Annotated in this window: 11 protein-coding genes and 2 pseudogenes; 11 read left to right on the forward strand and 2 right to left on the reverse strand. The window is 58.5% G+C overall.

The features are described from left to right. Window positions 1-60: 60 nt before the first annotated feature. The 3 genes and pseudogenes from PSH57_RS17250 to PSH57_RS17260 all read left to right on the forward strand — a co-directional run. A complete protein-coding gene (locus PSH57_RS17250) occupies window positions 61-834 on the forward strand; it encodes an alpha/beta fold hydrolase (protein ID WP_305384385.1) in 774 nt (257 codons plus the stop codon). Between the two features lie 65 nt (window positions 835-899). Further along, window positions 900-2,477, forward strand: a complete 1,578-nt coding sequence (locus tag PSH57_RS17255; RefSeq protein ID WP_305384386.1) for a GMC family oxidoreductase — start codon at window positions 900-902, stop codon at window positions 2,475-2,477. 43 nt (window positions 2,478-2,520) lie between these two features. Beyond that, window positions 2,521-3,168: pseudogene (locus PSH57_RS17260) on the forward strand (isocitrate lyase/PEP mutase family protein); the annotation flags it as partial. Window positions 3,169-3,690: 522 nt separating this feature from the next. On the opposite strand, the gene PSH57_RS17265 reads toward PSH57_RS17260, so the two are convergent. Further along, window positions 3,691-5,343, reverse strand: a complete 1,653-nt coding sequence (locus PSH57_RS17265) for a RopAA-2 (RefSeq protein ID WP_305384389.1) — start codon at window positions 5,341-5,343, stop codon at window positions 3,691-3,693. Between the two features lie 355 nt (window positions 5,344-5,698). Further along, window positions 5,699-6,949 carry an MFS transporter gene (locus PSH57_RS17270; protein WP_305384390.1) on the reverse strand — a complete coding sequence of 417 codons (1,251 nt, stop codon included), beginning with the start codon at window positions 6,947-6,949 and terminating at the stop codon, window positions 5,699-5,701. Window positions 6,950-7,051: 102 nt separating this feature from the next. Here PSH57_RS17270 and PSH57_RS17275 point away from each other — a divergent pair, with 102 nt between their 5' ends. From PSH57_RS17275 to PSH57_RS17310, 8 genes and pseudogenes are all read left to right on the forward strand, one after another. Next, on the forward strand, window positions 7,052-8,020 hold the full coding sequence (locus PSH57_RS17275; protein ID WP_305384391.1) for an AraC family transcriptional regulator: 969 nt from the start codon (window positions 7,052-7,054) through the stop codon (window positions 8,018-8,020). Window positions 8,021-8,322: 302 nt separating this feature from the next. Further along, a complete protein-coding gene (locus PSH57_RS17280; RefSeq protein WP_305390407.1) occupies window positions 8,323-8,838 on the forward strand; it encodes a sigma-70 family RNA polymerase sigma factor in 516 nt (171 codons plus the stop codon). Then, window positions 8,825-9,805 carry a DUF4880 domain-containing protein gene (locus PSH57_RS17285; RefSeq protein WP_305415956.1) on the forward strand — a complete coding sequence of 327 codons (981 nt, stop codon included), beginning with the start codon at window positions 8,825-8,827 and terminating at the stop codon, window positions 9,803-9,805. Before PSH57_RS17280 ends, PSH57_RS17285 begins: the two co-directional genes overlap by 14 nt. Window positions 9,806-9,922: 117 nt before the next feature. Beyond that, entirely contained in the window at window positions 9,923-12,319 is a 2,397-nt protein-coding gene (locus PSH57_RS17290) for a TonB-dependent siderophore receptor (RefSeq protein ID WP_305384394.1), read from the forward strand. A 257-nt stretch (window positions 12,320-12,576) separates the two neighbouring features. Continuing rightward, window positions 12,577-12,864 (forward strand): annotated as a pseudogene (locus PSH57_RS17295) (transposase); the annotation flags it as partial. Window positions 12,865-13,079: 215 nt separating this feature from the next. Beyond that, window positions 13,080-14,132 carry an alpha/beta hydrolase family protein gene (locus tag PSH57_RS17300; protein WP_305444694.1) on the forward strand — a complete coding sequence of 351 codons (1,053 nt, stop codon included), beginning with the start codon at window positions 13,080-13,082 and terminating at the stop codon, window positions 14,130-14,132. Between the two features lie 54 nt (window positions 14,133-14,186). After that, complete coding sequence (locus PSH57_RS17305) at window positions 14,187-14,558, forward strand: hypothetical protein (RefSeq protein ID WP_305384396.1); 372 nt, start codon at window positions 14,187-14,189, stop codon at window positions 14,556-14,558. 7 nt (window positions 14,559-14,565) lie between these two features. Further along, window positions 14,566-15,147, forward strand: coding sequence for an isochorismatase family protein (locus PSH57_RS17310; RefSeq protein WP_305384397.1), 582 nt, complete (start codon window positions 14,566-14,568; stop codon window positions 15,145-15,147). Window positions 15,148-15,181: the final 34 nt, after the last annotated feature.

The raw sequence follows: 15,181 nt of genomic DNA on the forward strand, positions 1-15,181 counted from the left end.
CCGATGCCCACATCGCAGGCCAGTCAGCAGAATTTGAACTCCCGAACAGGAGCTCATCCAATGAAAACATTCAAATCGAAAATCGCTACCGTCGCCTTTGCCCTGGCCGGTACCTTCATCGCAAGCGCCAGTCACGCGCAGGATACAACGCCCTCCGTGGTGATCGTACACGGCGCGTTCGCCGACGGCTCCGATTGGGCCAAAGTGGTGCCACTGCTCCAAGCCCAAGGGGTGGCCGTTACGGTTGTGCAAAACCCGCTCACCTCGCTTGCCGACGATGTTGCCGCGACGCGCCGCGCCTTGAACAACCAGCAGGGCAAGGTGGTTCTAGTCGGGCACTCTTGGGGCGGCACCGTGATTACCGAGGCCGGTAGCGACCCGAAGGTCAGCGCGCTGGTGTATGTCGCCGCCTTCGCGCCAGAGGCCGGGCAAACCAGCGGCGAACAAGGTAAAGGCGCGCCCACGCCCCCTGGCATCAGTCAGATCAAGGCCGACGGCAACGGTTTCCTCTATTTGACGCCGGAGGGCATGGCCAAGGACTTCGCCCAGGATCTCCCGGCAGCGCAGACCGCCGTCATGACCGCCACGCAAGGTCCCATCCAGGCATCTGCCTTCGAAGATAAAACGACCGTGTCGTCCTGGAAGACCAAACCATCCTGGTATCTGCTCGCCACAGAAGACCGGATGATCCACCCCGACGTCCAGCGCTCTGCCGCCAAGCGTATCGGTGCCACCCTTGCAGAGGTGCACACCAGCCATGTTCCCCAGCAGTCGCAGCCGACCGAGGTCGCCGCCGTGATTCTTAAAGCAGTGCGCAGCGTTGGCAAGCAGTGATCGCAGGGAAATGACGCCACTGATAACCGCAAACTCAATCGCAGCATCGTTACGGAGCGTCCTGCATGAATCACCTACGTGATCAACACTATGACTTCATCGTGTGCGGTGCAGGTACGGCGGGCTGCGTGGTCGCTGCCCGTCTTGCCGATCAGAAAAGCGCACGCGTCTTGCTGATTGAAGCTGGCGAGGGATACTCGGGCCCCGAGGTTACTGAACCGGCGCAATGGCCGATGAACCTCGGTTCAGCGCGCGACTGGGCATTCGAAGGGCAACCCAATCCACACCTCAATGGTCGACGGCTATCCCTGAACATGGGTAAGGGACTCGGCGGTGGCTCCAGCATCAATGTGATGGTCTGGTCGCGCGGGCACCGCTCCGATTGGGACCATTTCGCTGCCGAGTCCGGCGACACGGCGTGGGGCTACGATTCGGTACTCAATTACTACCGCAGGATCGAAAATTGGCAAGGCAGCCCTGATGCCACTCGGCGTGGTTCAGGTGGCCCCGTGCATGTCGAACAGCCGGCCACGCCTCAACCCCTCGCGTGGGCAACGCTGGAGGCGGCCAGCCGTCTGGGTATCCCCACATTCGACAGTCCCAATGGCGAGATGATGGAAGGCCCGGGCGGGGTCGCTATTACCGACCTGCGCATCAACCAGGGCAAGCGCGAATCCGTTTACGACTCCTACCTCCGGCCACGGTCGCACTATTCGAACTTGACGGTTCTGCCAGGGGCATTGGTGACCCGCGTATTGCTTGTCGGTACACGGGCTATCGGTGTCGAAGTGGTGATCGCAGGCGAACGTCAGTGCTTCTATGCCGCAGCCGAGGTCATCCTGTCCATGGGCGCGGTGCAGACACCCAAGGTGCTCATGCAATCGGGAATCGGCCCGGAAGATGAACTGCGACGTCACGGCATCGCCCCGATCAATCACCTTCCTGGCGTAGGCGAGAATCTTCAGGATCACCTCGCCTTTGGCTGCACATGGGAGTACCTGCAACCCCAGGCAGTCGGTGGCAGCGGGTGTGAAACCACGTTGTACTGGAAAAGCGACAGTCGCCTGGATGTCCCGGACCTGTTGCAGTGTCAGCTGGCGTTTGCGGTACCCTCCCCGCCTGAGGTCGCGATTGAGCCGCCACAACATGGCTGGACAATGTTCGCAGGGCTGGCCAGGCCTGCCAGTCGAGGACGCGTGCGCCTGTCGGGTGCCGGGCCACTGGATGCCCCACTCATTGAGCCGAACTCACTGAGCGCGCCCGAGGATATGACAGCGGCGTATGCGTCGATCGACCTGTGCAGGGCGCTCGGTAACAGCGAAGCCTTCAACGGGCTGGTCAAACGCGAGGTTGTGCCCGGGCCGAAAGAACATCGCGCTATGGAGCAGTTCATCCGTCGCTCTGCCGTGACTTACTGGCACCAGTCCTGCACCGCGAAAATGGGCCGAGATACGATGTCGGTGGTCGACCATCAACTACGCGTGTACGGCATCGATAAACTGCGCATCGCTGATGCCTCGATCATGCCGCGAATCACCGTTGGCAACACGATGGCGCCGTGCGTCGTCATCGGCGAACGCGCAGCAGATCTTATCCTCGCTACGCAGGGTGTGACGGCTGCGGCCTCAGCGATTCACTGGTAATTCATGAGAATATTGATACAACCGATGCTCACCGGCAGAAATTGGCCGAAAGCAGTCTGTCGACCTGTTGAGCACCACCGTCAAGTCGATGGTACGGGTGCTCAGCGTACCGCTCACGGTGGATATCGAAGGCGGCTACTCGGATGACCTGGAACGAGTCGGCCAAGTGATTGACGCCGTCATCGCCGCTGGGGCGGTCGGGATCAACATCGAAGACGGCCTGGGCTCGCCAGAGCTGCTTGTCCGCAAGATCGACGTCGCGAGAACGGTGGCGAACCAGGCGGGGGTCAAGCTGTTCATCAACGTACGGACCGACGTCTACCTGAAAAACCTGTTCCCTGCCGAACAACGCCTGGAGGAACTCCTCAAGCGCAGCGCACTGTATGCCAGCGCCGGGGCGGATGGTCTGTTTGCCGCTGGCGTGGTCGATTCGAACGAAATTGCCACCATTTGCCAGGAGACCAAACTGCCAGTCAACCTGCTGTCCTGGGACGGACTGCCCTCCCCCGACGAATTGAAGCGTCTGGGCGTCAGACGACTCAGTGCGGGCTCCAGCATCGCCGAGTTCCTGCTCGGAGCCATGGGAGCATTGGTCCGCAGTTTCTTGGACAACGGCCAACTCGACACCCAAACCTTGAAAGCCCATACCTACGCCGAATTGAACGCTTTGATGGCGGCGAAAACCGAGTAATACCTGTTTCTCGGGCGAGGCAAACATCAGTCTGAACAGAAGGTGTCAAGTTCTAAAATCGGTTTACACCGGTCTCAGGGCTAGGCCTAACGAAAGCAACGACCACAATTGCGCGCCGCGTGCTCACCACGGTTCGGTCTGCATCAGCTAGCGGCGAGCCGCCTATAGATCGCGCGCGCGCCCCAAGAGAGCATCACTGCCGGGATCGAAAGCAAAAATGGAATACAAAATGCCGACGGCCAGTAGCGGCCCCGCTTCAGATGTCATCATCACACACACGGAATCTGCCCGAACATTACGATGGGGCCTGCCAGCCATCCGCGTTTTTGAAACAGCAGACCAAGCGTCAATGTCAGCGCCAGGGACGCAGGATATAGAACAGTCCAATAACATTGCGCGTCCCAAGGCTCATTCACTCCGGCCGACCATGACGCCGCCAGCCAAAAGCTCACACTGATGACGCAAGCAACGATCGTCGCCAGCCACATACTTTTCAATGACGTTCTCCGACGAGGAAGACTGCTACACGATATCACCATCATCTTGAGCACGCGGACGCGCGGGCGCTGAGGACGATGCTTGGACCTGCGTGGCTGCGAGCGGCTGCATGGGGATGCTCTGACCCTGAACGGCTTGGCTTTGAGAGGTGGCCGCGGCGCGTTGCCTCAGGGCTCCAATGCTTTTGTCCCAGGCCGATTGGGAAGTGGTGCCAATGGCGCTAGCAACGCTAATAACTCCATCCCCTGTCGCTTGAACTGCACTTTTTGTGTGGTTGGTCGCTGAAACAGCTGTCTCTTTGGCAAATCTGGCGCCGGTGAGCGATGTCTTGACTGCAAGCTCACCTCCCTTGACCGCCACCCTGCCAGCTGCATCTGCGGTCCCTTCTACTGCTTTTGGTACATGGGCATCGACAGCAGCAACGGCTTTTTTCGGCAATGATCCACCTAACGAGGCGCCAGCTGCCCACAGCCCGAAAGCCACGGTACCCAATACGTTTTTTACAGCCTCCGAAGCTGCGGTAGCCGCCATTTTCCCCAGCTCCTTAGACTTGGCTAAGTCAGCTGTGGCGGCTGTAGCCGCGCCCATTGCAGAAAAACCGCCAATCAGGAGACCATTTCCTACAACACTGACCGGGTCTAGTATCTCTTTAAGGGCGTCGCCGCTGATGACCGCATTCAGAGCCGTAGCCGCGCCTTCACCAAGCCGCGCGGAGACCATCTTAACCAGGGCAGTGGCATCGAGATCCTTTAAAGTCCTGAAGCCATCCAGCCATTCGGTATCTTGATCAATAGGCTTATGAGGCTGCCCTTGCGGTACAGCATCTCGACGACCATAGAGCATTGCAGGGTCAGCTAAATGGTTCGTGCGATCGCGGCTCACATTGTAATGCTCAATTGCTATACCCACGATGATAGCCGTGACCGGTCGTAGGGCGGGTTGCAGGATTGCATCCAGGTCCTCTTTGCCAGCCGCCGTCATGGCAAGCGTTGACGCGTACATTGCAGTATTACGTACGGCAAACCCGGTAAGCCACTTATTGGCTTCGTCGAAAGCATTACGCAATGGACCTTTGTCCAGCGCCAGCAGCTTTTCCGCCACTGATGCTTGAAGCGCCGGGTGCAGTGTATCGCTCTCGGGTTTAAGGTAATAACCAGGCTTCAAGCCCGCAATCGTCTTGTTACCGGCAGCATCCGCCATACCGGCATACAAGCATGCCATAGCGTTCTCTATAGCCGCTTCGCGTACTGTATTGGCATGCTTGCCCGCTACCTGGAGGATGGACGGCTTGAAATTACCTGCCTCGGTAAGCGCCGCAAAGGGCGTCCCCCCCATCCCTGACTTGATTGACGCAAACAATCTGTCGGCTCTGGCTGCGTTTTTTTCCGCCTTCTCCATGTCATGGACGTTATAGCCCCCTGCCTCTAACCGTTGAGCACGGTCAGCGCGAATGGCGTTCAGCTCCGCGTTGCGGGCGCTTGAAGCAGGGGCCGCGGGTTGATCGGAGCCAGTCTCTGTTTCAAGGTGAGCCTTGAAATGGTTTTGAAGCCGCGTGCTCATCGCTAACCCTGTAGAACCAAGGTTAGGAGAGTGAGAGGCCTGTTGCGTTGCTTCCTGCTGTATCTCATCAGGTACACGAGTCAGCTCGCGGCTTGCACCTACATTAAGCGTATCCATGGCACTGTTCTCTTAGTGATCGGCAGATAGAAGAATGCAAATGCTCCGGTATGAGCGGCGACATCCTTACACCTGAGTGACCGTGCCGAGAGAAGCGTTCCAAAGGATGTAATAAAAATGAAAACCAAGCGGCTACTTGATAACACGCGAATTCGCCGTGCGTACCAAATTGGCCTGGAAGACTTTTGAAAGCTGTCGCGCGCCCCTGACCTAGGGGCCCCAAACGAGGAACAGTATCTTGTGCGCAAGCTCGCAGGGGCCGGTGCGTCAGTGAATCGTTGCAAGCCTTCCAGCGTAAGCGTTCGGAGAACAGTAAGCGGATGGTGATCCGCACGTAGCTACCGAGGGAGCCGGATCAAAGGTGCAGCGCCGGCCTGGCCTGGGCACTGCCATGGGCAGAAGGGACCCGGACACGCAACGCAATCAGCAGCGCGGCCAGCAGCATCAGCACGGCCGCCGCTACAAATACGCCTGCGCTGCCACCGAGGCTGAACATCGCACCGCCAGCGGCTGCGCCCGTTGCGATGGCCGACTGCACAGAAGCCACCACCATGCCCCCGGCGCTTTCCGCCTGATCAGGTATTGCGCTGGCGACCCAGTTCGACCACGCCACTGGCACACCGCCAAAAGCCAGACCCCAGATCGCCAGCAGCACCGCCTGCCCGGGTACCGAGGCCGGCAACAGCACCAACGCCAGTGCTGCAACACCCACCAGCGCGGGCATCAACACCAAGGTGGCCAGTGGGTGACGTTCAAGCAGCCACCCGGCCAACAGCGTGCCGCCGAAGTTCGCCACACCGAAACCCAGCAGCATCAGCGACAGCCCTTGCGGACCGATGCCGGTAGTACCCTCGAGGAATGGCCGAACATAGGTGAACATCGCGAAGTGACCGCTGTGCACCAGCACACAACCGAACATCCCCATGGCGATGCCCGGGCGCCGCAACACCTCGAGTACGGTGCGCAGGCGTGCCGGCGTGCGCGGCGCAAGACTCGGCAGCGTGAACGACTGGAAAGCCAGGGTCACCAGACCTACCGCCGCCGCTGCAAAGAACGCGCTGCGCCAACCATATAGGCCGCCCAGGTAGCTGCCCAGCGGGACCGCAACCACTGTCCCGACGGCAATTCCGCTGAAAATGATCGAGAGCGCTCGAGGCAACAAAGCCCCCGGTACCAAGCGCATCGCCACCGCTGCCGCCATGCTCCAGAACCCGCCAAGGGCAATACCTAGCAAGATTCGCATTACCAATAGCACCGCGAAACTGGAGGAAACGGCGACCAAGAGATTGGATGCGATCATCAACGTAGAAAAACCCAGCAGCACCCAGCGGCGGTCGATACCGCGGGTCAGGCCTGGCACCAACAGGCCAGCGAACAGTGCCACCACTGCTGTCACCGTTACTGCCTGGCCAGCCAGCGCTTCGGACACACCCAAATCGGTAGCCATCGGCGTTAACAGGCTGGCCGGAAGGTACTCGGCGGTGAGCAATCCGAACACGCCCATTGCCAACGAGAAGACTGCCATCCACGCAGGGGTTGCAGGTTCTACATCCAGCCCGGCGCCGGGACGGCTGTCGGATAAGGCATTACAAACACAGTCAGTCATTGCACGGATCTCCCAATCTGAATGGCGACCCGCAGTCTAGGCGCGGGGATCTGGATGATCTATGATCGAGAACCTCATTTTTTTGACCAAAACACCTGAATAATGCCTACCGATCAATTTGCTCTCTCCTCGGATCTCATCAACGAACTGTTGCGCGGCATGCGCCTGCGTGGCGTCGAATACCGGCGTATCCAAGCCGGTCCAGCCTTCGGCCTGGGCTTCGCTGAGAAACCTGGGCATGCCTGGTTCCACTTCCTGGCGGTCGGCAATGCGGTGCTGCGGATGGAGGACGGGGCTGCGTACGCGATGACGGCCGGCAACGCCGTATTCATCTCCCATGGCGCGGCCCATCAATTGCTTTCCGATACGGACGTGCCTGTTCAGGACATCGACCGTTTAGACGCCGCCCCCCTCGGTGATACGGTCAGCGCGGTGGATACCGGAACCGATGCCAGCCCCACGCCGACCACCCTTTTGTTCAGTGGCTGCATGGAGTTTGAACTGGGCAGTATCCATGGCCTTGGCAGGCTGATGCCGGGCCTGATGCTGATTGATGCCGGCGGCCAGCGTTACCCCGGACTGGTGCCTATCCTGACCACCATGGAACGCGAGGTCAGCGCCGCACGTGTCGGCTTCGCCGGTATCCTCGCGCGTTTGGCCGACGTGGTGGCCGCCATGGTCGTTCGTGGCTGGGTGGAGTGCGCCTGCGGTAATGCCTCTGGCCTGGTCGCTGCGTTACGCGATCCACGCTTGGCAAGCGCGCTTCTCGCGCTCCATCAACAACCGGGGCGCGACTGGACCGTTGCGCAGTTGGCGGAGCAATGCAATACCTCTCGCTCGGTCTTCGCGGACCGTTTCCAGGCGACTATTGGTATGGCCCCACTGCGCTACGTCACTGAGTTGCGGATGCGGCTTGCGAGCCAGTGGTTGACGCTCGAAAGGCTGCCGATTGAAGAGGTGGCGCAGCGCCTGGGCTATACATCTCAGGCTGCTTTCAGTCGCGCATTCAAGCGCATTACAGGCAAGACGCCTGGATTAAGTCGTCAGTCGAGGCAGTCCGCTGTTTCCTGAAGCCGAAATACCGACCGATGCTGCTTCGGCGATGACCTATTACTGAGTACTCATGATCTTGCATGCCATCTTCGCACTGACCAACACCATTTCGCTGGCGGAATAAAAGCACTTTGAAATTCAAAAGTGCTCGGTGACTAGCGTTCAAATCTCCTAAACGCTGGATGCATTCTTTCACTCGCAGCCTCTACAGAATGATCGCGTTCGCCCAAAAGCGGACAGTGAGCGCCACGTATTTGCCTAAGGCCTATCGCGTGAGTAGAATGCGATTAATTATCAATCATATACTTGCCGGGACTCCGATGCGCAGCGATGAAACACTAGGTACTGCAGATCTAGGGCTGCTCTATCGAACCCACCACTCGTGGTTACATGGCTGGCTAGTCCGACGCATTGGATGTCGCGATAACGCAGCAGATTTGGCGCAGGACACCTTCGTACGTCTGCTCAAATCCCGTCAGTCCAGCCCCTTGCGCGAACCACGCGCCTATTTGAGCAGTATCGCCCGCGGACTGATGATTGATCAGTATCGTCGTCGCGAACTCGAACGTGCCTACTTGGAAAGCATCATGTTGCTGCCTCAACACGAGGTTCCATCGGAAGAAAGCCGGCTGATGATTCTTGATGCGCTCGAGCGCATAGACCGTATGCTCGGTATGCTTAAACCAAGAGTTCGGCAGGCATTTTTATTTGCCCGACTCGACGGTCTAACCTGCGCGCAAATAGCCGAAAAGCTGGGTGTTTCCCGTGCGACGGTGGAACGCGACCTGGCCACGGCCCTGCAACACTGCTATCGCTTGCGTTATGTCGAGGCGTGAGCCGCAGACGCTCAATCCGGCCATTGTTGAGCAGGCGATCCAATGGCTGGTGCGCCTTCGCTTCAATCAAGCCGATGAACAAACACAGCGCACTTTTGAGCACTGGCTGCAGCAGAGCCCGGAGCATGTGTTGGCGTGGCAGCGTGTGGAAACGCTTGGGGATGAATTCGCAGGCGTACCAGCTCAACTGGCCCGACAAACCCTTAATGGTGCCAATCATGGAATGCGGCGGCGGGAAAGCCTGAAGCTACTGGGCATATTGGCGACTGTTAGCACGGCAGCCTGGCTCGGCCGGGACTATACACCCGTACCAGCCATGCTTGCGCAGCAGCGCAGCAGTACTGGCGAGCAACGACGCTTCCAACTCGATGATGGCAGCCTTATTCAGCTCAATAGCGATAGCGCCGTCGACAGCGTTTTCGACGCCCAGCGACGCCTGATAATCCTGCGACGTGGTGAAATCATCGTGAATGTCGGCGCGGATCAACACTCGCCTCGAGCGCGACCGTTCTGGGTGCAATCACGTGACGGGATCATGCGCGCTCAGAGTTCCCGCTTTCTGGCACGCGAGCTTGACGACGGCACTCTGGTCGCGGCGCAGGAAGGATCAGTCACGGTTTTCCCCGGCTCCAGTCAAACTCCGGCGAGCCGCAGCGTCCAGGCCGGAAATCAGCTGCTGTTCACATCAAGTGGCGCCCGAATATTCAGGGACAACGGCCTTGATCTATGGAGCTGGGGTGACGGGGTGATCAGTGCACGCAATATGCGCCTCAATGATTTCATCGTGGAGTTGTCGCGTTATCGCCCCGGGGTACTGCGCTGCGCCGAAGAGGTCGCTGATCGTCGCATTTCCGGCACCTTCCAGCTCGCCGACAACGATCAGGTCCTGGCATTGATCGCGCAGTCACTGCATTTGCACATTGATTATCGGACCCGTTATTGGGTGACAGTAACCGCTGCCACCTGAGCCCATCAGACTTTGTGCTACCTAAAAAATAATGAGGTAGCTTCTCATTCTCGTTCGACCTCTAAGGAAGGCCGGAATACAGGCCAGTCTGCCGATGTCCCTTCTTGGAGCGAGAAAATGAGTTCGTCCCCTGTTTCACAGCGCCATCCATTAAATCATGCCTTGCACGGTGCGATTTTGGGTTTGATCGTAAGCAGCTACGCATTGCCATCGCTGGCACAAACGTCGAGCGCTGACCACAGCAATCAAGCCAAGCAATGGAACATCGCTGCCGGCCCACTGGCGCCGGCGCTTGACCGCTTTGCGCGCGAGGCTGGCATCAGTCTTTCCTTCGACGCGTCGAGTGTAATGAACCGCACCACTGCTGGCGTGAATGGCACGCTCGATACGTCGGCAGCGCTGTCATCGTTGCTGCGGGGGAGCGAATTGCAAATCGAACAGCAAGGCCCGAATGCCTATCTAATCTTCCCTCAACCAAAGCCCGCCGGCCCGCTGGAGCTCGGCACAACGGACGTCGAGGAATACCGCCTTGCCCCCCTCATCATCAATGCCAAGGTCAGGGTCAGGGTCAGTGCCGACGACGACGCCAACTCGGTGGTCGCCAAGGAGCTCTGGGTTGGCGGCAAGGTGGCAACCAGCATTCTCAATACACCGGCCTCGGTGTCGGTTGTTACCAACAAGGAAATGGAGCAACGCAGCGTCAGCACCACGGAAGAGGCGCTGCAATACACGCCGGGCGTGGTCAGTGACTTCTATGGTACGGATGACCGCAACGACTATTTCCAAATCCGGGGCTTCCAGGCGACCACCTACCGTGACGGCTTGACCCTGAGTTCGATGCGCGGCGTACGCGAAGATCCATTCGCGTATGAACGCATAGAGATTCTGCGTGGCGCCAACTCTACGCTGTTTGGCCCAGCGGACCCGGGCGGTTCGGTGAATTTCGTGACCAAACAGCCGCGCTTCGAGCAGTTTGGCCAAGGCTATGTGACCTACGGTTCGTTTGACCATGTCGAGACAGGCATCGATGTGGGGGATGCGCTGAACGACGAGAAAACCTTGGCTGGCCGCTTTACTGCCAAAGGCCAAAACAGCGACCGCGAGTACGATCACTCACAGGACGACAACCGGTTGGTGATGGGTGGCCTCACCTGGGCACCCACGGATTACACGTCAGCCACCATGATTCTGGACTATCTGAAAACTGAAAGTTCGCCCAACAGTGGCGGCTATCCGCTGGACAAGGAATACGACCGCAGCAAGTTTTATGGTGAGCCCAGCTACAACTTTCACGATGTCGAGCGCACCAGCCTCAGCGGTAACGTCACCCATGACTTCGACAACGGCTTCGTACTGCGCAGCAATCTGCGTTACAGCAAATTGACCGATGATTTTGGCTACGTTTACATCAGCGACAGCGCCGCACGTGTTGGTACTACCGTTGACCGGTATCTGTTTGGAACGGACAGTGAGGCCGACCAGTTCAACGGCAATCTGATGCTGCAATACGATGCCCGCTTCGAGAACATCGACAGCAGCAGCCTGGTGGGCGTGGAGTACCTCGACTCGACCACCAAGGAAAGCTCGGTCTACGCCCTGACGACCCCGATTGACATTGCAAATCCCGTGTTTACTGGCGTTCCACGCTCAATCACACCGTATGCCGTCAACAAGCGAGACGCGACCACCAAGGCCGTGTTCCTTCAGCAGAACCTATCGTTCTACGAGCGTTTCATCGTCACCGCGGGTATGCGCAACGACTCGATGGACCTTACCAGCAAAGGCTTGCAATCCACTGAGAAAGACAACTTCTCCGAAACCTCCTACCGAGGTGCGTTGACCTATATCGTCAACGATGAGGTGTCCACCTATGTGAGCATGGTGGAATCCGTCTCGCCACCTCAGGTTGGCGTAACACCGCAGACGGGCAGGCAGTACGAAGTGGGCGTGAAGTATGCGCCGATGGGGATGGACGCACTGTTCTCCGCCGCCGTTTATGACTTGACCCAGGAAAACGTCACCATCGCCGTGGTGCTGCCGAGCGGCATCATTGAACAACAAACGGTGGGCGAATCGCAGGCGCGTGGCCTCGACCTGGAAGCCAAGGCGCAGGTGACGCAGAACCTCAGCCTGATGGGTGGCTACTCCTATATGGAGTCCGAGGTACTGCGCGGTTCCTTGTACGACGGCAGCTCCCTGAAGGGTAATGAGTTCACCACGGCACCCAAGCATTCTGCTTCGCTCTGGAGTTATTACGACGTGCCCGGCACTGATGTCAGCGTTGGCTTGGGTGCGCGCTACGTCGGCTCTTATTACTTCGATGCAGCCAACTCCGGCAAAAGCGATGGCACCACGCTGTTCGACGCCGCCTTCAACTACGAGATCGCCAAGGGCACCGACCTTGCGGTGAACGTCAGCAACCTGCTGGATGAGCAGCACGTGGTCGGTTCCGGCACAGCGAACTTCTACAATCCGGGTCGCGAGATTACCGCCAAGGTGAGTTACAGCTGGTAAGCAGGCGTGTAAGCCTTTTCCCCATGTAGGAAGCGGTGCCCGCTATACCGCGGGCACCGTCAACTTGGTCATCATTGTGCGAGATGAAAAGCAAGGGCGTTCGATTTTCATCGTTACGCGCCAGCTGTTAACTAAGCGCCAGTAGCGCGAGATAACATCAACCTGTTTTCGAGCATCTGCTTTCGGCCCAGAGTGTGTAAAAACGCTTTCGCAAACCCTTGCTATGACTTCTGAGGATTTCATCGCAGGGACCGCTCATGAAGCGCTTTATCCAAGGTGAACATCGAGGCCAAGGTACCTTCCTTCCGGAGAGCCTCGACGATTACGTCAGCGATACCAATCCGGTGCGCGTAGTCGATGTCTTTGTCGACGAACTCGACCCGGTCAAACTGGGTTTCGAGGGCGCCATACCGCCTGATACTGGCCGGCCGGCTTACCATCCCGCAATCCTGCTGAAGATCCACATCTACGGTTATCTGAACCGCATTCCATCGAGCCGGTGTCTTGAACCAGAAGCCCAACGCAACGTCGAGCTGATGTGGCTACCAATAGCGGCCCTTCGGACTTGCCCCAAAAGCTCGCCTGCTGACCGGTCAATGCAGATAACGAAAACTATGCATGTTAGGCGGAGTATCGGCTTTAATGTCGGTGCAGACTCAACTGCTCACGGCGCAGGATTTCTATAATTTGCGAGATGTGATGCACGCTATCGGTGGGTTCCAAGTTCTGAATCCCTGTCTAAATCAAGGACGACAACCCATTGAAAACAGCTCTCGGCGCCCTGCTTTTAACGTGTCTGACGACCAGCGCTCTCGCTGACGTCAACTCTGTCGGCTTCCAATCCTACACCCTACCGGACCCACGCAATGAGCGTCCGCTGGAGATGGTCGTCTGGTATCCCAGCACAACGACCGCCACCCCACAGTTGATCGGCGACGATGTGGTGTTTGTCGGTGCTTCTGCGGTTCGCAACGCGCCGCCCTCTGCTGGCGAGCACCCATTGGTGGTGCTCTCCCATGGATTCAGAGGCAATTGGAACAATCAGAACTGGTTGGCGAGTGCATTGGCCCATAAAGGTTACATTGTCGCAGCGGTCAACCACCCCGGCACCACGACCCATGATCGAAGCCCGCAAGCGGCCGCGCAGTTATGGCAGCGGCCCATTGACCTGCATCGGGCCATTGAGGCGGTCACCACTCAACCTGAAAAATTTGGCGTGACCACAAAGCATCAAATTGCTGTAATAGGCCATTCACTAGGCGGCTGGACTGCAATGGAGATCGCCGGCGCTCGTTTCGACCCAGCCCTATTTGCCCGTGACTGCGAACTCCATCCGCAGTTATCCAGTTGCACCATTTATCAAAAGATCAACCCGGAGGGTACTCCGGTATTAAAGGCTGGTCTGGCCGGCGATTTGCGCGATCAACGGGTCACCGCTGTGGTTTCTTTGGACCTGGGACTCTCGCGCGGGATGACTGATGAGAGCCTTGCGGCACTGCCGGTGCCGGTGCTAGTTATCGCTGCCGGAGCACCATCGGTGGAACTGCCTGCTCAGTTGGAGTCCGCCAACCTGGCCACACGCCTGCCCCAAACGTCCAGCCGCTATGTCGAGATCAGTGACGCCAGCCATTTCAGCTTCTTGCCGATTTGCAAACCAGGTGCAGTGGCATTGCTCGAAGAGGACATTCCTGGCGATGGGATCATTTGCGGGGATGGCGACAATGCTCGCCCGCGCGAGGTAATTCAACAGCAGGTTACGTCACTGATCACCGAGTTTTTGACGCAGTCCGCGAACAACAAAGTGGAGCTCTAGGATTGCTGGCACTCGGCAACTCAGCAGACCTGAAATTTGCGTAGGAGCCAATTTTTGTGTCGAATCCAGCCACCTATTACGATCAAAACCAAGCTGCGACCACTCGACCTGCATCGGCGCTCCCTGATACGGGCAATCCAGGGCCGTGAACGAATCTGGTACTGCGGAACCGACTTCTCCTATGGCGGCCATGAAGGCGCCCTGACCTCAGGTCTGGTGCTGGCCCAGCGTTTCGGCGCGTCGGTGGACCAAGGCAGCAATGCCAGTGCGCGCATCCAGTTCGAGCTGGTCAAGGACCTGATGGGCGTGGAATCGGCGTCCGGGAAACTGATACGCCAACTGGACCAGCGCCTGCTGCGCATCGCCGAAAAACTGGGCGCCGTCGAGCGTCTTGCACCGCGCGTGATGCGCCATTACTTGCAATGAGGTTTGCATGACATCTTCGATCCCTTCCCGTGCCCATGGCAAAACGACCCTGATCATCAACAACATGCAAGTCGATCTGCTGCCCATGATCCAGGACGCCAGCCGCGTGCTGGAGCATTGCTGCTGGCTGGCCGAACTTGCCCAGGAAATCGAGCTGCCCGTTGCTCTGGTCTGCCATGAAAAGCTGGGCGCGCTGCCAGCACGGCTACGCAAGGCAGCGGGTGTTTGCACGACACTCTCCAAATGCCACTTCAATGTGCTCGATGAACGGGGGGTCGACATCTTCCGTACCGCTCCGCCCGGCAATCACTGGATTTTCGCGGGTGTGGAAACCCACGTGTGTATCCTGCAATCGGCACTGGCGCTACGCGCACGCGGTGACCAGGTTTCGGTGGTAGTAGACGCAGTGTCGTCCCGCAGCGTCCTGGATCACGAGGTCGCGCTCTCGCGCATGTCACGCCACGGCGTGGAGCTGATCACCCGCGAGATGTTGTTCTTCGAAACCATGGCGCAGTCGGAGCGAGCCGATTACCTGGCGCTGAGCCAACGCTTTCTCGATGGCCGCTACCTGAGGACCTACGGCGAATGACCCAGATTGCCGCACCGGACACCATGCCCACTCG

Origin of the sequence: Pseudomonas hefeiensis, assembly GCF_030687835.1 — a bacterium.
Taxonomy (GTDB): domain Bacteria; phylum Pseudomonadota; class Gammaproteobacteria; order Pseudomonadales; family Pseudomonadaceae; genus Aquipseudomonas; species Aquipseudomonas hefeiensis.

Bases quoted from the DNA above. Each gene is read 5' to 3' on its own strand.
- PSH57_RS17285 (WP_305415956.1), top strand. From the start codon at position 8,825: ATGTCGAGGCGTGAGCCGCAGACGCTCAATCCGGCCATTGTTGAGCAG.
- PSH57_RS17290 (WP_305384394.1), top strand. From the start codon at position 9,923: ATGAGTTCGTCCCCTGTTTCACAGCGCCATCCATTAAATCATGCCTTG.
- PSH57_RS17265 (WP_305384389.1), bottom strand. From the start codon at position 5,343: ATGGATACGCTTAATGTAGGTGCAAGCCGCGAGCTGACTCGTGTACCT.
- PSH57_RS17250 (WP_305384385.1), top strand. From the start codon at position 61: ATGAAAACATTCAAATCGAAAATCGCTACCGTCGCCTTTGCCCTGGCC.
- PSH57_RS17310 (WP_305384397.1), top strand. From the start codon at position 14,566: ATGACATCTTCGATCCCTTCCCGTGCCCATGGCAAAACGACCCTGATC.
- PSH57_RS17270 (WP_305384390.1), bottom strand. From the start codon at position 6,949: ATGACTGACTGTGTTTGTAATGCCTTATCCGACAGCCGTCCCGGCGCC.
- PSH57_RS17275 (WP_305384391.1), top strand. From the start codon at position 7,052: ATGCCTACCGATCAATTTGCTCTCTCCTCGGATCTCATCAACGAACTG.
- PSH57_RS17255 (WP_305384386.1), top strand. From the start codon at position 900: ATGAATCACCTACGTGATCAACACTATGACTTCATCGTGTGCGGTGCA.
- PSH57_RS17280 (WP_305390407.1), top strand. From the start codon at position 8,323: ATGCGCAGCGATGAAACACTAGGTACTGCAGATCTAGGGCTGCTCTAT.